14 protein-coding genes and 4 tRNA genes are annotated in these 18559 nt (G+C 58.1%); 13 read left to right on the top strand and 5 right to left on the bottom strand.

The genetic code is table 11. The features are described from left to right. Positions 1–7: 7 nt before the first annotated feature. A complete protein-coding gene (gene acnB, locus BFC21_RS10395; protein WP_083369583.1) occupies positions 8–2608 on the bottom strand; it encodes a bifunctional aconitate hydratase 2/2-methylisocitrate dehydratase in 2601 nt (866 codons plus the stop codon). A gap of 406 nt (positions 2609–3014) precedes the next feature. On the opposite strand from acnB, the gene BFC21_RS10390 reads away from it, so the two are divergent. Continuing rightward, complete coding sequence (locus BFC21_RS10390; protein ID WP_095001720.1) at positions 3015–3485, top strand: DUF1289 domain-containing protein; 471 nt, start codon at positions 3015–3017, stop codon at positions 3483–3485. A 4-nt stretch (positions 3486–3489) separates the two neighbouring features. Here the strand turns inward: BFC21_RS10390 and BFC21_RS10385 are convergent, their stop codons facing one another. Then, entirely contained in the window at positions 3490–4353 is an 864-nt protein-coding gene (locus BFC21_RS10385) for a universal stress protein (protein ID WP_095004479.1), read from the bottom strand. Positions 4354–4573: 220 nt separating this feature from the next. On the opposite strand from BFC21_RS10385, the gene BFC21_RS10380 reads away from it, so the two are divergent. The 5 genes from BFC21_RS10380 (at position 4574) to BFC21_RS10360 (ending at position 10198) form a co-directional block, all read left to right on the top strand. Next, complete coding sequence (locus BFC21_RS10380) at positions 4574–5182, top strand: tRNA-(ms[2]io[6]A)-hydroxylase (RefSeq protein WP_086798135.1); 609 nt, start codon at positions 4574–4576, stop codon at positions 5180–5182. A gap of 262 nt (positions 5183–5444) precedes the next feature. Beyond that, the gene (locus BFC21_RS10375; RefSeq protein WP_088377858.1) at positions 5445–5918 is read left to right on the top strand and encodes a MarR family winged helix-turn-helix transcriptional regulator; all 474 of its coding nucleotides are present in this window, start codon (positions 5445–5447) and stop codon (positions 5916–5918) included. Continuing rightward, the gene (locus tag BFC21_RS10370; protein WP_120266037.1) at positions 5915–7390 is read left to right on the top strand and encodes an efflux transporter outer membrane subunit; all 1476 of its coding nucleotides are present in this window, start codon (positions 5915–5917) and stop codon (positions 7388–7390) included. Before BFC21_RS10375 ends, BFC21_RS10370 begins: the two co-directional genes overlap by 4 nt. 9 nt (positions 7391–7399) lie before the next feature. Beyond that, on the top strand, positions 7400–8605 hold the full coding sequence (locus BFC21_RS10365) for an efflux RND transporter periplasmic adaptor subunit (RefSeq protein WP_016782304.1): 1206 nt from the start codon (positions 7400–7402) through the stop codon (positions 8603–8605). A 63-nt stretch (positions 8606–8668) separates the two neighbouring features. Continuing rightward, entirely contained in the window at positions 8669–10198 is a 1530-nt protein-coding gene (locus BFC21_RS10360; RefSeq protein WP_095004477.1) for a DHA2 family efflux MFS transporter permease subunit, read from the top strand. A 109-nt stretch (positions 10199–10307) separates the two neighbouring features. On the opposite strand, the gene lpxH is transcribed toward BFC21_RS10360, so the two are convergent. Together lpxH and BFC21_RS10350 are read right to left on the bottom strand one after the other, a co-directional pair. Further along, entirely contained in the window at positions 10308–11072 is a 765-nt protein-coding gene (lpxH, locus tag BFC21_RS10355) for a UDP-2,3-diacylglucosamine diphosphatase (RefSeq protein WP_120266036.1), read from the bottom strand. After that, positions 11069–11572: a peptidylprolyl isomerase gene (locus tag BFC21_RS10350; RefSeq protein ID WP_016782307.1), complete on the bottom strand. Its 504-nt coding sequence runs from the start codon at positions 11570–11572 to the stop codon at positions 11069–11071. Before BFC21_RS10350 ends, lpxH begins: the two co-directional genes overlap by 4 nt. 277 nt (positions 11573–11849) lie before the next feature. Between BFC21_RS10350 and BFC21_RS10345 the strand changes: the two genes are divergently transcribed. Together BFC21_RS10345 and cysS are read left to right on the top strand one after the other, a co-directional pair. Further along, the gene (locus tag BFC21_RS10345) at positions 11850–13547 is read left to right on the top strand and encodes a glutamine--tRNA ligase/YqeY domain fusion protein (protein ID WP_016782308.1); all 1698 of its coding nucleotides are present in this window, start codon (positions 11850–11852) and stop codon (positions 13545–13547) included. 22 nt (positions 13548–13569) lie between these two features. Further along, positions 13570–14952: a cysteine--tRNA ligase gene (cysS, locus tag BFC21_RS10340; protein ID WP_095004475.1), complete on the top strand. Its 1383-nt coding sequence runs from the start codon at positions 13570–13572 to the stop codon at positions 14950–14952. Between the two features lie 289 nt (positions 14953–15241). On the opposite strand, the gene folD is transcribed toward cysS, so the two are convergent. Then, positions 15242–16099 (bottom strand): bifunctional methylenetetrahydrofolate dehydrogenase/methenyltetrahydrofolate cyclohydrolase FolD, encoded by an 858-nt coding sequence (folD, locus tag BFC21_RS10335; protein WP_088377854.1) that lies wholly within the window; start codon positions 16097–16099, stop codon positions 15242–15244. A 280-nt stretch (positions 16100–16379) separates the two neighbouring features. Between folD and BFC21_RS10330 the strand changes: the two genes are divergently transcribed. From BFC21_RS10330 to tig, 5 genes are all read left to right on the top strand, one after another. Beyond that, positions 16380–16456, top strand: a tRNA-Arg gene (locus BFC21_RS10330). 41 nt (positions 16457–16497) lie between these two features. Then, a tRNA-His gene (locus tag BFC21_RS10325) sits at positions 16498–16573 on the top strand. Positions 16574–16629: 56 nt separating this feature from the next. Next, positions 16630–16714, top strand: a tRNA-Leu gene (locus tag BFC21_RS10320). A gap of 85 nt (positions 16715–16799) precedes the next feature. Then, positions 16800–16875, top strand: a tRNA-His gene (locus BFC21_RS10315). Between the two features lie 359 nt (positions 16876–17234). Next, complete coding sequence (tig, locus tag BFC21_RS10310) at positions 17235–18545, top strand: trigger factor (protein WP_029611584.1); 1311 nt, start codon at positions 17235–17237, stop codon at positions 18543–18545. The last annotated feature ends 14 nt before the right edge of the window (positions 18546–18559 follow it).

Here is an 18559-nt window from a genome sequence, read left to right as displayed (position 1 = left end):
CATCAACTTACGCTTGAATAACCGGGATATTGGCATTTGCAGCCGCTTCACGGAATTCGGCGATCTGATCAAAGCTCAGGTAGCGGTACACGTCCGCAGCCATAGTGTTGATCTCTGCCGCGTAGGCCATGTATTCCTCAACGGAAGGCAGGCGACCCAGGATCGAGGCAACCGACGCCAACTCGGCCGAAGCCAGGTAAACGTTCGCGCCGTCACCCAGACGGTTCGGGAAGTTACGGGTCGAAGTCGACACAACAGTCGAGTTCGGCTCTACCCGTGCCTGGTTACCCATGCACAGCGAGCAGCCCGGCATTTCCATGCGCGCGCCAGCCTTGCCGTAGATGCCGTAGTAGCCTTCTTCGGTCAGTTGGTGAGCGTCCATCTTGGTCGGCGGCGACAGCCACAGACGGGTTGGCAGCTGGCCTTTGACCTTGTCCAGCAACTTGCCCGCAGCGCGGAAGTGGCCGATGTTGGTCATGCACGAACCGATAAACACTTCGTCGATTTTCTCGCCAGCAACGCTGGACAGCAGACGGGCGTCATCCGGGTCGTTTGGCGCGCAGAGCACAGGCTCCTTGATGTCAGCCAGATCGATTTCGATGATGTGCGCGTATTCGGCGTCAGCATCGGCTTCCATCAGCTCAGGGTTGGCTACCCAGGCTTCCATCGCTTGAGCGCGACGCTCAAGGGTACGTGCGTCGCCGTAACCTTCACCGATCATCCAGCGCAGCAGGGTGATGTTGGAGTTCAGGTATTCGGTGATCGATTCTTTGGACAGCTTGATGGTGCAACCGGCTGCCGAACGTTCTGCCGAAGCGTCGGACAGTTCGAAGGCTTGCTCGATGCTCAGGTTGTCCAGACCTTCGATTTCCAGGATGCGACCCGAGAATTCGTTGATCTTGCCTTTTTTCTCTACCGTCAGCAGACCCTGCTGGATTGCGACGTAAGGAATGGCGTGAACCAGGTCACGCAGGGTGATGCCCGGTTGCATTTCGCCCTTGAAGCGAACCAGAACCGATTCCGGCATGTCCAGTGGCATTACGCCGGTGGCTGCGGCGAACGCCACCAGGCCCGAACCGGCCGGGAACGAAATGCCCATCGGGAAACGGGTGTGGGAGTCACCACCGGTACCAACGGTGTCCGGCAGCAGCATGCGGTTCAGCCAGCTGTGGATGATGCCGTCGCCCGGACGCAGGGAAACACCGCCACGGGTCATGATGAAGTCAGGCAGGGTGTGGTGGGTGGTCACGTCGATCGGCTTTGGATAGGCCGCGGTGTGGCAGAACGACTGCATTACCAGATCAGCGGAGAAGCCCAGGCACGCCAGGTCTTTCAGTTCGTCACGGGTCATTGGACCGGTGGTGTCCTGGGAACCTACGGTGGTCATCTTCGGTTCGCAGTAAGTGCCCGGGCGAACGCCGGTCACGCCGCACGCCTTGCCGACCATTTTCTGCGCCAGGGTGAAACCCTTGGTGCTTTCAACCGGTGCTTCAGGCTTCTTGAACAGATCGGTAGGGCCCAGGCCCAGCTCAGCGCGAGCCTTCTCGGTCAGGCCACGGCCGATGATCAGCGGGATACGGCCGCCAGCGCGAACTTCGTCCAACAGAACTGGAGTTTTCAGTTCGAAGGTGGTGATGACTTCGTCGGTACCGTGCTTGCAGACTTTGCCGGCGTGCGGGTACAGGTCGATCACGTCGCCCATGTTGATGTTGGAAACATCAAATTCGATTGGCAGTGCGCCAGCATCTTCCATCGTGTTGTAGAAGATCGGAGCGATCTTGCTGCCGAAGCAGAAGCCGCCAGCACGCTTGTTCGGTACATAAGGCACGTCGTCGCCGAAGAACCACAGTACGGAGTTGGTAGCCGATTTACGCGACGAACCGGTACCGACAACGTCACCGACGTAGGCGATAGGGAAGCCCTGGCCGCGCATTTCTTCGATTTGCTTCATCGGGCCGATGGAGCCTTGAACGTCCGGCACGATACCGTCACGAGCCATTTTCAGCATGGCCAGGGCGTGCAGCGGGATGTCAGGGCGCGACCAGGCGTCCGGTGCCGGCGACAGGTCGTCGGTGTTGGTTTCGCCGGTTACCTTGAACACGCGCAGGCTGATTTTGTCAGCCAGGGTAGGGCGGTTCTTGAACCACTCGCCGTCAGCCCAGGACTGCACCACGGCTTTGGCGTGGGCATTGCCGTTTTTGGCTTTTTCAGCGACGTCGTGGAAGGCGTCAAACATCAGCAGGGTGTGCTTGAGTTGCTCGGCGGCAACCGGTGCCAGCTCTGCGTCGTCCAGCAGGTCAACCAGGGTTACGATGTTGTAGCCGCCCTGCATGGTGCCAAGCAGTTCAACAGCGCGTTTTTTGCTGATCAGCGGGGAGGAGGCTTCGCCTTTGGCGATCGCGGCCAGGAAGCCAGCTTTCACGTAGGCAGCTTCGTCAACACCCGGCGGAATGCGGTTGGTGATCAGGTCAACGAGGAATTCTTCTTCGCCGGCAGGCGGGTTTTTCAGCAGCTCAACCAGGCCTGCAGTTTGTTCGGCGTTAAGCGGCTGGGGAACGATACCCAGTGCTGCGCGCTCTTCGATATGTTTGCGGTAGGCTTCAAGCACAGTTATTACCCTCATCATTGGTCCCAAATGGGTGTCCGGGACGCTCATCCAGGAATGCCGAGCACTCATGCGCTGCGGGGCTTTTTGAGCCGCTTAGCCAGAATTGCAAGGATTCCCAACAGAAGCTGTTTTCAAAGTTTTACGCCTTCCGAACGGGGGAGATGATGAATGCTGGTGCGGGTATCTGCAGTGCAAACACCCCTCACCAACACCGTTCTTCGGGATCAACTGTGCTCGTGACGCTTTGAAAACAGCTTCTAACGGACATTGGCGCCTTAAAAGGCAGGCCGATTCTACGGTAAAAACTTGTTAAAGGTAAGTTAGGCCCTGAAGGTTGAGGGGTGATCTGCGTTAGACAAAGGGCTAACATGGCCACCTGTTTCGTTCTGCAGTGCTCTATTTCGCCATGTCCAATCAAACCATCAAGACCCCCTGCATAGGCCTTTGTTCAACGGTGTACGGTGACCTTGTGTGCCGTGGTTGCAAGCGTTTCCATCATGAAGTGATCAACTGGAACGGTTACAACGAGGAAGAAAAGCGAGCCGTGTGGCGCAGGCTTGAGCAGCTGTTGGTGCAGGTGATGGCCGGCAAGGTCGAGGTGTTCGACCGGGCCACGCTGCGTGACCAGCTGGTGGCGCGCAAGATCCGCTTTGTGCCTGCCCAGTCCGAGTATTGCTGGGCCTACCAGCTGATTGCCCGCGGGGCGCGGGTGATCAATCAGCTGGAGCTGTACGGCATGGTGCTGTTGCCGGAGTTTCGCGGCTGGCCGTTGACCGATTTGCGCGATGCCATTGATCGGGAATTTTTCCTCCTGTCCGAAGCGCATTATCAGCGCTATATCGCCCCGGGCTTTCTGAAGGACGCGTTTGGCGAGTAAGCGCTCAGAGCTTGCTTGCCAGTTGCTCCAGGTGCTCGACGATTTCATCGGGCTTGAGCACCAGAATGTCGCTTTCCAGCTTGTCGATCACCACTTCAGCGGTATTGCCGATCAACGCCCCGGAAAAACCGGTGCGGGCGACGGTGCCCATCACGGTGACCACGGCGTCCAGGCTTTTGGCCACCCGCGGGATGATCACGTCGGCCGGGCCTTCTTCGATATGCAGGCGATCGTCGTCTATTTCGCATTGTTGCTGGAAGACTTTGCATTCAGCGCGGTAGATCTGCTCCAGCTCGGTATCCAGCGGGTAGACCGCATCAACCGTCGCCAGCATCGGTGCCGGGTGGGCGCTGACCACATGCAGCTGGGCGTGCGCCAGGCTGGCGACGCGAAAACCGTGGTCGACAATGCTTGAATGCAGGGCCATATGCTCGGGGTCGTTATTGCCCACGTCGACGGCTGCCAGCACTACACCGTGCTCCCATGAGCGGCTGGTCTTGGCCAGCAACACCGGGCTTGGGCAGTAGCGCAGCAGCTTCCAGTCTTCAGGGGTCAGCAGGACCTTTTTCAGCGGGTTGTCGGGCACATGCTGCTTGATCACCAGGCCGCAATTATGGGCTTGTTGCACCTTGATAATGGTGGCGTGCTGGCTTTCATGCCAGGCCTGCTCGCTGGTCACGTTGTAGGCTTCACTTTTGAGGCTGCTTTCAAGCACGCTCAGCAGGGCTGAGTGGTCATTTTTTTTATCGCAGATCAAAAGGTGCAGGTGCGCCTTGGTGTGGCTGGCAATGTGCTTGGCCCGCTTGAGTGCGAGGCTTTCCATCAGATGAGGCTCGATGACGACCAACAGGCTGTTAATGCTGTGCATGACCGGTGACTCCACAAGAAATAGAAGCGGCGTGCACTCACTATAGTTGCTCGGCAGTTGAGCCTGCGTTGATGCATATCAAGTTGTGCCGTTGGTGCTGCGCGCCGGGGCCCGTATAATCCCCGGCTCGCCTCAATTCAGTCTTTGTGAGCCTCATGTCAGCAATCGTTCAAAACTCTTCCGGTCTGCCGGGCAACTCCCCTATGTCGGGAGTGTGCGTGTGATTCTTCCTGAAATTCATGAGTTCCTGGGCTGTCGCACGCCTGACGGCTGGATCGCGGCAGCGCTGGCCGATCAGGAAACCTTGCTGATCGATCACAAAAACTGTGAGTTCAAGGCTGCCAGCACGGCGCTGAGCCTGATCGCCAAGTACCATTCCCATGTTGACCTGATCAATATGATGTCGCGCCTGGCCCGTGAAGAACTGGTGCACCACGAGCAAGTCATGCGCCTGATGAAAAAGCGCAAGATCGAACTGCGCCAGCTGTCAGCCGGGCGCTATGCCTCGGCGCTGCGCAAGGTGGTGCGTAACCATGAGCCGGTCAAGCTGGTGGACACGCTGGTGGTAGGGGCGTTTATCGAAGCCCGCAGTTGCGAGCGTTTCGAAGCGCTGGTGCCCCATCTGGACGAAGAACTCGGCAAGTTCTACTTCGGCTTGCTCAAGAGCGAGGCGCGGCATTTCCAGGGTTATCTGAAACTGGCCTATCAATATGGCGATGCCAAGGATATTGCCCAGGTGATCGAGCGGGTGAGGGCGGCGGAGCAGGAGTTGATTGAGTCGCCGGATGTCGAGTTCCGCTTTCATAGTGGTGTGCCAGCCGTTTCTTGAGTCTTCTATAGATCTACTGTGGGAGCGGGCTTGCTCGCGATGCAGGCGCTGCGGTCTGTCAGGCAAGCCGGGGCGATGCCATCGCGAGCAAGCCCGCTCCCACAACAATCCCGCCATCATCAAGATAGTTGCTCTCGTGGGCGCCGGTTTGAGTGCCCGTTTAACAACCAGATAGATAGCCACCTAATAATCGGCTTGACATTAGCTGCCTAGACAGTAATATTTCGTAACATTACTGCCTAGGCAGCTTCCTGGTGCCCTGATGAAACACTTTCACCCCGATAACTTTCAAAATTGCACCCTGGGTTTGCTCCTTGGGCGCACGGCCATGCTCAAGGACAAGATCATCGACCGCCATATGGAGCCATACGGCATCACGGCGGCGCAGTTCAAGGTGCTGATCATCATGGCCCAGTTCGACGTCGACACCCCGGCCGAGCTGTGCCGCCACCTGTGCCTGGACAGCGGCTCGATGACCCGCATGCTCGATCGTCTTGAGCAGAAAAACCTGTTGATGCGCCAGCGCTCCGAAGCCGATCGGCGTCAGGTGCGGTTGGTGCTCACCGACGACGGCCAGGCGCTGGCCGATTTGTTGCCCAAGGTGGGTGCCGACGCCATGAACCAGCTGGCAGGTGCCATCAGCCCGCAAGAACTGCAAAGCCTGGAACAGATCCTCAAGAAAATACTGCTGGCCGCCGGTGATCCAATCACGGTCATGCGCTTAGGTGAAAAATGAGCAACAAAACGCTGCGTACAGGCTTGAGCCTGGTATTTACGTCGATGGTGCTGGCCGGTTGTGCAAACTACAGCGGGTTGTCTACCGTGGGCGTGAGCCAGGACGCGAAGAACCTCAAGGCTGCCAGGACCCTGGAGGGCGTTACGATCAGCCCTGCGGCCTGGCCGCAAAAAAACTGGTGGAAACGCCTGGGCGACGGGCAACTGGATGGCCTGATCGAAGAAGCGCTGCGTGACAGCCCGGACATGCAAATTGCCAGTGCTCGTGCTCATCAGGCCACTGCCGCCGCGGGTGCGGCCGATGCCGCACGCATGCCGACCCTCAATGCTGAAGCCGATGTCACGCGTTCGCGCCTGTCGCGCTCCCAGGATCCGACGGGGCAGGGTGGTCGCTATGACACGTTGCGCAATGCCAGCCTGACCTTTAATTACACCTTCGACCTGTGGGGCGGCCAGCGTGCGGCCTGGGAAGCAGCATTGGGCCAGGCCCGTGCGGCCGAAGTCGACAGCCAGGCTGCGAGCCTGACCCTGGCCGCCGATGTGGCCCGCGGCTACAGCAGCCTGGGGCATGCCTTTATTGTGCTCGACCTGGCCAAGGACGACCTTGAACGCACCGGCAAAATGCTGGACTTGAGCAAGCGTCGCCTGCAAGCCGGTATCGACAGCCACTATCAGTACCAGCAGACCGAAAGCCTTGAGGCCAGCTCCCGCGAGCAGTTGATCAATGCGCAAAAGCAACTCAACAGCGCGCGCATCGCGTTGGCGGTGTTGCTGGGCAAGGGGCCGGATCGCGGGGTTGATATCGCGCGTCCGAAAATTCTCGCCCCAGGCGCCGTGGCATTGCCGAGCACCTTGCCAGCCGAACTGCTGGGCCGGCGTCCCGATCTGGTGGCCGCGCGCTGGCGGGTGGAGGCGGCGAGCAAGAACATTGCCGCTGCCAAGACCCGCTTCTACCCCAACCTCAATCTGAGCGCGGCGGCGGGTACCCAGTCGCTGCTGGGGGATGCGCTATTCGGCTCCGCCAGCCGTTTCCTCAATATTGCCCCGGCGGTGTCGTTGCCGATTTTCGATGGCGGACGCCTGCGTGCAGGGCTGGATGCCGAAGACGCCAATTACGACCTGGCGGTGGCGCAGTACAACAAGACGCTGGTGGGCGCCCTGGGCGACGTCAGCGACACCCTCGCGCAATTAGGCGCTGTAGGGCAGCAGATCAGCGCTCAGCAGCAGGCCACCCGTATCGCCCAGGATTCGTTCGATACCGTGTTGCAACGCTACGGCTCGGGCGTGGGCAACTATCTGGACGTGCTCAGCATTGAGCAACAACTGCTTCAGGCCCAGCGCCAGCTGGCCGACCTGAATGCCGAGCAGATCGACCTTTCGATTCAACTGATGCAAGCCCTGGGTGGTGGATTTGAGCCCGGCACTACAGCCGAGACCGCTCCCACTGAAGTCCTCGCTGGCAGAATAATTTAGGTATCCGTCATGGCCACTGTGCAAACACCGAATGAAACGCAACAACCCCAGGACGCTGCCAACCAGCGCAAACGCAAACTCTGGCTCAGCGGGCTGGCGATTCTGGTCATCCTGCTGGGGCTGGCCGTGTGGGCCTGGCATGAGCTGTATGGTCGCTGGAGCGAAAGCACCGACGATGCCTATGTAAATGGCAACGTGGTTGAAATCACGCCGCTGGTCACCGGTACGGTAGTCAGCATCGGGGCCGATGATGGCGATCTGGTGCATGAAGGCCAGGTGCTGATCAATTTCGACCCGAGCGATGCGCAGGTCGGCCTGCAAAGTGCCGAGGCCAATTTGGCCCGTACTGTACGCCAGGTGCGCGGCCTATTCAGTGATGTGAAGGGCATGAAGGCCCAGGTGGCTGCGCAGAAGGTCGAAGTGCAGAAAAACCAGGACAACTACAACCGTCGTAAAAGCCTGGCGGCTGGTGGGGCCATTTCCCAGGAAGAGCTGTCCCACGCCCGCGATGATTTGTCTTCGGCGCAAAGTGCCCTGCGCAATGCCGAGCAAAAGCTCGACACGACCAGCGCGCTGGTCGACAACACGGCGGTGGCCGATCACCCGGACGTGAAGGCTGCCGCGGCGCAGTTGCGTCAGGCGTACCTGGCCAATGCCCGTTCCACCCTGATCGCTCCAGTCACCGGTTATGTGGCCAAGCGTACCGTGCAACTGGGCCAGCGGGTTCAGCCGGGCACGGCGTTGATGGCGGTGATCCCTCTCAACCAGCTGTGGATCGATGCCAACTTCAAGGAAACCCAGTTGCACAAGATGCGCATTGGCCAGCCGGTGGACATCGAGTCGGATATCTACGGCAGTAATGTGAAGTACAGCGGCACCATCGACAGCATCGGTGCCGGCACCGGCAGCGCATTTGCCTTGCTGCCTGCGCAAAACGCCACAGGTAACTGGATCAAGATTGTCCAGCGTGTGCCGGTGCGTATCCATATCAATGCCGATGAGCTGGCCGAGCATCCACTGCGTGTGGGCTTGTCGACCACAGTTGACGTGAACCTGCGCGACCAGACCGGCCCGGTACTGGCCCAGCAACCGCCGCAAAAAGCCTCGTTCTCCACCAACGTGTATGCGCAACAATTGGCCGATGCCGAAGCCCTGATCACGCGCTTGATTGACAGCAACAGCGCCGGGGCAGGCGACATGGCTGCCCAGCGCTGATTCGCCAATCCATAAGCCTCGCCGCACAGGCGGGGCTGCGTCCCCGGTTTTAAAGGATTTGCGATGAGTACAAACGCGTCTTTTTCCCCTCCCAGCCTGGTAATGGCCACGATCGGCCTGTCGCTGGCGACCTTTATGCAGGTGCTCGACACCACCATCGCCAACGTTGCCTTGCCGACCATCTCCGGCAATCTGGGGGTGAGTTCGGAGCAGGGAACGTGGGTAATTACCTCCTTTGCCGTCAGTAACGCCATTGCCTTGCCCCTGACCGGCTGGCTAAGCCGGCGTTTTGGCGAGGTGAAGTTGTTTCTGTGGGCCACCATGCTGTTCGTGCTGGCGTCGTTCCTGTGCGGTATTTCGACGTCGATGCCCGAGCTGGTCGGATTTCGGGTATTGCAGGGGTTAGTGGCCGGGCCGCTGTACCCCATGACCCAGACCCTGCTGATTGCGGTCTACCCCCCGGCAAAAAGGGGGATGGCATTGGCATTGCTGGCGATGGTCACGGTGGTTGCACCGATTGCCGGGCCCATTCTGGGCGGCTGGATCACCGACAGTTACAGCTGGCCGTGGATCTTCTTTATCAATATACCGATCGGCATCTTTGCCGTGATGGTGGTTCGCCAGCAATTGAAGGCGCGGCCGGTGGTGATTACCCGGCAACCGATGGATTATGTGGGGCTTATCACCCTGATCATTGGTGTGGGTGCGCTGCAGATCGTGCTCGACAAAGGCAATGACCTGGACTGGTTCGAGTCCAGTTTCATCCTGTTGGGTACTGCATTGTCCGTGGTGGCGCTGGCGGCCTTTGTTATTTGGGAAATGACCGACAAGCATCCGATCGTCAATCTGCGCCTGTTTGCCCACCGCAACTTCCGGATTGGCACCATTGTGCTGGTTCTGGGTTATGCCGGGTTCTTTGGTATCAACCTGATTCTGCCGCAATGGCTACAGACGCAGATGGGCTACACCGCCACCTGGGCCGGGCTGGCCGTGGCGCCGATCGGGATTCTGCCGGTACTGATGTCGCCGTTTGTGGGTAAATACGCCAATAAATTCGACTTGCGCCTGTTGGCCGGGCTGGCGTTTTTGGCCATTGGCCTGAGCTGCTTTATGCGTGCCGAATTCACCAATCAGGTGGATTTCCAGCATATCGCGATGGTGCAACTGTTTATGGGGATTGGCGTGGCGCTGTTCTTTATGCCGACGCTGACTATTTTGATGTCGGATTTACCGCCGCACCAGATCGCTGATGGCGCCGGGCTGGCGACGTTCCTGCGCACGCTTGGCGGCAGCTTTGCGGCGTCCCTGACGACCTGGATCTGGATTCGCCGGGCTGACCAGCATCATGCCTACATGAGTGAAAGCATCAGCGCTTATGACCCGATCACCCGTCATGCGCTGGAGGGGTTGGGTGGTGCCAGCACCCCTGCCTACGCGCAAATGGACCAGATTCTGACCAGTCAGGCGTATATGTTCTCCACCGTGGACTACTTCACCCTGATGGGTTGGCTGTTTATGGGGTTGATTCTGCTGGTATGGCTGGCCAAGCCGCCGTTTGCGGCCAAGGCGGGGCCGGCGACCAGCGGGCACTAAGCAGACAGTTCGGGGGGGGGCGGTGGTGCCATCGCGAGCAAGCCCGCTCCCACACAGAGCGTGTGGATATGACAAGCCCTGTGTGGGAGCGGGCTTGCTCGCGATTGGCTCACCGGGTCTTGTCAGGTAGACCGTGCTGTAGCTGTGGTGGTGGCGCAAAATCAAACGGCGCCAGCTGCATGCCTTGCTCATCCACTTGCAGCACCCAGCCCTGGCGATCCCAGTCGCCGAGCACGATGCGCCGGGCGGCCTGTTCGCCGATCTGCAATTTGTGAATCGCCGGGCGGTGGGTGTGGCCGTGGATCAGGGTGTGTACGCCAAACTGCGCCATGATCCGTGGCACTTCTTCGGGCGTCACATCCACGATGTCATTGGCTTTCATGCGGGTTTGCGCGCGGCTTTCGCTGCGCAGCTTGCGCGCCAGTTTGTGCCGCGCGCTCAAGGGCAGGTGGCGCAGGACCCACAAAGTGACGGGGTTGCGCAGGATGCGTCGCAGGCGCATATAGGCTTCGTCGCGGGTACACAGGCTGTCGCCGTGCATCAGCAAAACCGGCTCGCCATAGAAGTCGACCACGCTGGGGTCTTTGATCAGGGTGCAGCCAGCCGCTTTGCAAAAGGCCTGGCCAAGTAAAAAGTCGCGGTTGCCGTGCATCAGAAAAATCTGCGTGCCGGTGTCGCTGAGTGTTCGCAGCGCTTCACAGATCGAGCGCTGATAGGGTGTCATGGCATCGTCGCCAATCCAGGCTTCAAAAAAATCGCCCAGGATGTAGAGCGCCTGAGCCGAGCGCGCACGCCCGGCCAGGAAATCCAGAAACGCCCGGGTAATATCCGGGCGCTCCTCTTCCAGATGCAAATCTGAAATCAGCAGTATCACTCAATGATCTCTGCTTTCTCGACGATCACGTCTTCTTTTGGCACGTCCTGGTGGCCGGCTTTGGAAGTGGTGGCAACGCCTTTGATCTTGTCTACTACGTCCTGGCCGGCAACGACTTTACCGAATACAGCGTAGCCCCAACCCTGGGCGGTTTTGCCGCTGTGGTTCAGGAAGCTGTTGTCAGCCACGTTGATAAAGAACTGGGCGGAAGCCGAATGCGGCTCCATGGTGCGAGCCATTGCCACGGTGTACTTCTCGTTTGGCAGGCCGTTGTCGGCTTCGTTCTGGATGCTTGGGCGCTTGTCTTTCTTTTCTTTCATGCCTGGCTCAAAACCGCCGCCCTGGATCATGAAATTGCCGATGACACGGTGGAAAACGGTGTTTTCGTAGTGGCCGGCTTTTACGTATTCGATGAAGTTGGCTACGGTGATCGGTGCTTTTTCAGCGTTCAGTTCGATCACGATGTCGCCGTGGTTGGTGCTCAGTTTTACTTGGGTCATGGTCGTATCGCTCTATCAGGGAATTCGTCGGGCCAGGGAGCGGGGTGAACACACCTCATTCCCCCAGGCTGGCTGGGTAGATACAGCCGCGGGCGGAGTTTAGCGTGCTCGCACGGCATTTCGATGGTGTTTTTCCCATATGGGGGCTAAAAGCCGGCATTTCAATCGCTTTGATTGAGCACCTGCTCTGTCGGTGACTTGACGGCATCGGCTATGATAGGCGCTTTGATTTAGTCGGCCGACCCAGGCCGCGCACCCTGTTACGTTCAAGGATCCTATGAGCAAGCCCACTGTCGACCCCACTCTGAATCCAAAGGCTGGCCCTGCTGTCCCGGCTAACTTCCTGCGTCCAATCGTTCAGGCGGACCTAGACTCGGGTAAATACACGCAGATCGTGACCCGCTTTCCGCCGGAGCCCAACGGCTACCTGCACATCGGTCACGCCAAATCCATTTGTGTGAACTTCGGGCTGGCTCAAGAATTCGGCGGCGTAACGCATTTGCGTTTTGACGACACCAACCCGGCCAAGGAAGACCAGGAATACATCGACGCCATCGAAAGCGACGTCAAGTGGCTGGGCTTTGAGTGGTCTGGCGAAGTGCGCTATGCCTCGCAATATTTCGACCAGTTGCACGCGTGGGCGATTTACCTGATTAAAGAAGGTAAGGCCTACGTTTGCGACCTGACCCCTGAGCAAGCCAAGGAATACCGCGGCAGCCTGACCGAGCCTGGCAAGAACAGCCCGTTTCGCGAGCGCAGCGTCGAAGAGAACCTGGACCTGTTCGCCCGCATGACCGCCGGTGAGTTCGAAGACGGCAAGTGCGTGCTGCGCGCCAAGATCGACATGGCGTCGCCGAACATGAACCTGCGTGACCCGATCATGTATCGCATTCGCCATGCCCATCACCACCAGACCGGTGACAAGTGGTGCATCTACCCGAACTATGACTTCACCCACGGTCAGTCGGATGCCATTGAAGGTATCACCCATTCGATCTGCACCCTGGAGTTCGAAAGCCACCGTCCGCTGTACGAATGGTTCCTGGACAACCTGCCAGTGCCGGCGCACCCGCGTCAGTACGAATTCAGCCGTCTGAACCTGAACTACACCATCACCAGCAAGCGCAAGCTCAAGCAGCTGGTCGATGAAAAGCACGTCAATGGCTGGGATGACCCGCGCATGTCGACGCTGTCGGGTTTCCGTCGCCGTGGCTACACGCCCAAGTCGATCCGCAATTTCTGCGACATGGTCGGCACCAACCGTTCCGACGGTGTAGTGGACTTCGGCATGCTGGAATTCAGCATTCGTGACGATCTGGACCACAGCGCGCCGCGTGCCATGTGCGTGCTGCGTCCGTTGAAAGTGATCATCACCAACTACCCTGAAGACAAGGTTGAAAACCTTGAGCTGCCTTGCCACCCGAAAGAAGACATGGGTGTGCGGGTATTGCCGTTCGCGCGTGAAATCTACATCGACCGTGACGACTTCATGGAAGAGCCACCAAAAGGCTACAAGCGTCTTGAGCCTGCGGGCGAAGTGCGTTTGCGCGGCAGCTATGTGATCCGTGCCGACGAAGCAATCAAGGATGCCGATGGCAACATCGTTGAGCTGCATTGCTCGTATGACCCTGAAACCCTGGGCAAAAACCCGGAAGGTCGCAAGGTCAAGGGTGTTGTGCACTGGGTGCCGGCAGCAGCCAGCGTCGAGTGCGAAGTGCGTTTGTATGATCGTCTGTTCCGTTCGCCAAACCCTGAAAAGGCTGAAGACGGTGCGGGCTTCCTGGAAAACATCAACCCTGACTCGCTGCAGGTACTGACCGGTTGTCGTGCTGAACCCTCGCTGGGCAATGCACAGCCGGAAGACCGTTTCCAGTTCGAGCGCGAAGGTTACTTCTGCGCAGATATCAAGGACTCGAAACCCGGTCACCCGGTATTCAACCGTACCGTGACCCTGCGTGATTCGTGGGGCCAGTGATCAAGTTTTGAAGGAACAAGCCGTGCTTACGATCTACAACACGCTCACCAAGAGCAAAGAAGTTTTCAAGCCGCTGGACGGCAACAATGTGCGCATGTACGTGTGCGGCATGACCGTGTACGACTACTGCCACATTGGCCATGGTCGCAGCATGATCGCCTTCGATCTGGTGACCCGCTGGTTGCGTTTCAGCGGTTATAACCTGACCTATGTGCGCAATATTACGGACATTGAAGACAAGATCATCAATCGTGCGCGTAAAAACGGCGAGCCTTTCGAGGCGCTGACCGAGCGCATGATTGCGGCAATGCATGAAGACGAAGCGCGCCTCAATATCCTCAAGCCGGATATGGAGCCGCGTGCCACGGACCATATCCCTGGCATGCACGCAATGATCCAGACCCTGATCGACAAGGGTTACGCCTATGCTCCGGGCAATGGTGACGTGTACTACCGCGTTGCCAAGTTCATGGGCTACGGCAAGCTGTCGCGCAAAAAGATCGAGGATCTGCGTATCGGTGCGCGCATCGAGGTTGACGAGGCCAAGGACGATCCGCTGGACTTCGTGCTGTGGAAAGGCGTCAAGCCGGGCGAGCCGAGCTGGGAGTCGCCGTGGGGCCCGGGTCGTCCGGGCTGGCATATCGAATGCTCGGTGATGTCCACCTGCTGCCTGGGTGAGACGTTCGATATTCATGGCGGCGGCAGCGACCTGGAGTTTCCGCACCATGAGAACGAAATCGCGCAAAGCGAGGCGGCCACGGGTAAAACCTACGCCAATGCCTGGATGCATTGCGGGATGATTCGCATCAATGGCGAGAAGATGTCCAAGTCCTTGAACAACTTCTTCACCATTCGCGACGTTCTGGCGAAATATCACCCGGAGGTTGTGCGTTATCTGTTGGTGTCGAGCCACTACCGTAGCTCGATCAACTATTCGGAAGACAATCTCAAGGATGCCAAGGCAGCCCTGGATCGTTTCTATAACGCGCTTAAAGGCTTGCCGACAGTTGCGCCGGCCGGTGGTGAGGCGTTTGTTGAGCGTTTTACCCAGGTCATGAACGACGACTTCGGTACGCCGGAAGCCTGTGCGGTGCTGTTCGAGATGGTTCGCGAGATCAACCGCTTGCGTGAAACCGATTTGCAGGCAGCTGCCGGTCTGGCAGCGCGCCTCAAGCAGCTGGCCGATGTGCTGGGTGTGTTGCAGCTTGAGGCTGACGACTTCCTGCAGGCGGGTGCTGAGGGCAAGGTCGATGCCGCTCAGGTGCAGGCCTTGATCGATGCGCGTCTGGCTGCCCGTGCCGGCAAGGACTGGGCGGAGTCTGACCGTATCCGTGATCAGCTCGCGGCAATGGGTGTGGTGCTGGAAGACAGTAAAGGCGGGACAACCTGGCGGCTGGCTGACTAGGTTGCTCGTTGTTTGAACAACGGCCCGCCAAGTGCGTAATGTTGTTCACTTAAACGATTTGTGCCTGTGTGGGAGCGGGCTTGCTTGCGATGGTCGTAAATGATGACGCGTATTTACCAAGTAAATGCGGTGTTCTGAAGGCCATCGCGAGCAAGCCCGCTCCCACACTTGAACTGCGTTGCTCTTAAGTGAACAGCATTGCGCCAAGTGCGGGCTTTTGTTTGCCCGGATTTTAGCGGCGCCAATAAAAACGGCACCCGAAGGTGCCGTTTTTTTGCAGCGCTTTGCACTAGTTGCCGTGCAATTCTTCGGCTGCGTACAAGGTGTTTTCCAGCAGGCAGGCACGGGTCATCGGGCCAACGCCGCCCGGCACCGGGGTGATCCAGCCGGCGCGGGGCAGGGCGGTCTCGTAAACCACGTCGCCCACCAGCTTGCCATCCGCCTGGCGGTTGATGCCCACGTCGATCACGATGGCGCCTTCCTTGATCCACTCGCCCTTGACCAGGCCGGGCTTGCCGGCAGCGACCACCACCAGGTCGGCGCGGCCAACGTGGCCGGCCAGGTCCTTGGTGAAGCGGTGGGTCACGGTCACGGTGCAGCCAGCCAGCAACAATTCCATCGCCATCGGGCGGCCAACGATGTTGGAGGCGCCGACAATCACTGCGTCCATGCCGTACAGGTCCTGACCGGTGCTTTCCAGCAGGGCCATGATGCCTTTGGGGGTGCATGGGCGCAGCAGCGGGATGCGCTGGGCCAGGCGGCCGACGTTATAAGGGTGGAAACCGTCGACATCTTTGTCCGGGCGAATGCGCTCCAGCAGTTTGGAGGCATCCAGATGGGCGGGCAATGGCAGTTGCAGCAGGATGCCGTCGATGTTCGCGTCGTCATTGAGACGGTCGATCAGGTCGGTCAGGTCCTGTTGGGTGGTGTCAGAAGGCAGGTCATAGGCTTGGGAAATAAAGCCTACCTCTTCGCAGTCTTTACGCTTGTGCGAAACATAAACCTGGGAAGCAGGATCGCTGCCGACCAGAATCACTGCCAGACCAGGGGTGCGCAGGCCTTGCTCGTGACGCTCGGCGACACGTTTGGCAATCTGCTGGCGCAGGCTGGCGGCGATCGCTTTACCGTCGATTAGTTGTGCAGTCATTACGCGTGATTAACCATCGTAAAGGGTGGAAAAAGGACGTGCATTCTCGCATGCCGTGGCGCGAGGGCAAAGGCGCCTGGTCTGTTTATTGCCCTAACTCCTTTATATTTCTAAACTTTTTTTAAAAAACAGTTGACGGGTTACAGGCTCACCTATAACATTCGTCGCACTTGTCGGGCACAGCCTAGCACTGGTTAAGAAGGTAGAGCGAAGTTGTTGTCCAGCTTGGTGATACTGAAGGCAATTGGTTTGTAGTCGTCAAAGAATACAGGCTAACAATGCGCCCGTAGCTCAGCTGGATAGAGCATCCGCCTTCTAAGCGGATGGTCGCAGGTTCGAGTCCTGCCGGGTGCGCCATTAGGCAGCTTTGGCACAAGTAAAGCAGTACAGGCAATATGGTGGGCGTAGCTCAGTTGGTAGAGCACGGGATTGTGACTCCCGTTGTCGAGGGTTCGATCCCCTTCGTCCACCCCATATTTAGAAAGCCGCCAGATTAAAAATCTGGCGTCTTTGCTTCAGAAGTTTGAAATGCGGATGTGGTGGAATTGGTAGACACACTGGATTTAGGTTCCAGCGCCGCAAGGTGTGAGAGTTCGAGTCTCTCCGTCCGCACCAAATTTGGATAGGCCGCTTGTAGCGGCTTTTTCTTTGGTTGTAACTGTTTGCTTCCAGGAGCGGGCAGGGTTGTAAGCGCACTATGGTGGGCGTAGCTCAGTTGGTAGAGCACGGGATTGTGACTCCCGTTGTCGAGGGTTCGATCCCCTTCGTCCACCCCATATTAAAAGAAAACGCCAGACTAATCCTCTGGCGTTTTTTTGTATCTGCGGTTTGACAATCGCACACAGGGGTGTCGCTCGGCGCCTTGTTTCCCGCATGCTTAGCGTCCTCTGCGATTTGTGTGACAATGCGCGCAGATCGGGGTAGCTCCAAAGGCTGCCCGTTATCGCCAATTGATCGGTGCAGTCTTCTATCTATATAGAAGGCGAGGCGGATGGCTGCTTTTACTTAATTTCTGTCGGCCGTTTCCCAGGGTGTTTGCGGTAGGGTGACTTCTTGAGTTTGACCCACTAGAATGCTTGCCCTTGATTATGGGGTCGGAAACGGCCGGCTAATGTCTGTGCAACGAGGAATATCCATGCAAGTTTCTGTTGAAAATACTTCCGCTCTTGAGCGTCGCATGACCATTGGCGTGCCAGCTGAGCGTATTGAGGCTGAAGTCAACAAGCGTCTGCAACAGACTGCCCAAAAGGCCAAGATCCCGGGCTTCCGTCCAGGCAAGGTGCCAATGAGCGTAATCCGTCAGCGTTACGAAGCTGATGCGCGCCAGGAAGCGCTGGGCAATGTAGTCCAGTCTTCGTTCTACGAAGCCGTGGTTGAGCAGAAGCTGAACCCGGCCGGTGCTCCTTCGATCGAGCCTAAAGTTTTCGAAAAAGGCAAAGATCTGGAATACGTTGCTACGTTCGAAGTATTCCCTGAATTCGAAGTAACCGGTCTGGATACCATCGCTATCGAGCGCCTGAGCGCCGAAGTGGCTGATGCCGACCTGGACAAGATGCTGGACGTGCTGCGCAAGCAGAACACCCGCTTTGAAGTGACTGACCGTGCTGCCCAGAACGATGATCAACTGAACATCGATTTCGTTGGCAAGGTAGACGGCGAAGTATTCGCTGGCGGCTCCGCCACCGGTACTCAGCTGGTCCTGGGTTCGGGCCGCATGATTCCTGGCTTCGAAGAAGGCCTGGTAGGCGCTAAAGCCGGTGAAGAACGCGTTCTGAAACTGACTTTCCCAGCTGACTACCAGAACCTGGACCTGGCTGGTAAAGAAGCCGAGTTCACCGTAACCGTGAACACTGTTTCCGAGCCTAAGCTGCCAGAACTGAACGAAGAGTTCTTCGCCCAGTTCGGTATCAAGGAAACCGGTCTGGAAGGTTTCCGCGCCGAAGTTCGCAAGAACATGGAGCGTGAACTGCGTCAGGCGATCAAGTCCAAGGTCAAGAACCAGGTAATGGACGGCCTGCTGGCTGCCAACCCGATCGAAGTGCCTAAATCCCTGCTGGCCAACGAAGTTGACCGTCTGCGCGTGCAGGCTGTTCAACAGTTCGGTGGCAACATCAAGCCAGACCAACTGCCGGCCGAGCTGTTCGAAGAACAAGCCAACCGCCGCGTAGTGCTGGGCCTGATCGTGGCTGAAGTGGTCAAGCAGTTCGACCTCAAGCCTGACGAAGATCGCGTTCGCGAAATGATTCAGGAAATGGCTTCCGCTTACCAGGAGCCAGAGCAGGTTGTAGCTTGGTACTACAAAAACGACGCTCAATTGAACGAGGTTCGTTCGGTTGTGCTGGAAGAGCAAGTTGTGGATACTGTTCTGCAGAAGGCCAAGGTGACCGATAAAGCGGTCTCTTACGAAGAAGCTGTCAAGCCGGTGGAAGCTCCACAAGCCGACTGATTTCTGACTCGTTA

It is taken from the genome of Pseudomonas sp. TMW 2.1634 (assembly GCF_001703595.1).
GTDB lineage: Bacteria > Pseudomonadota > Gammaproteobacteria > Pseudomonadales > Pseudomonadaceae > Aquipseudomonas > Aquipseudomonas fragi.
This window is presented reverse-complemented; position numbering and strand designations above follow the sequence as displayed.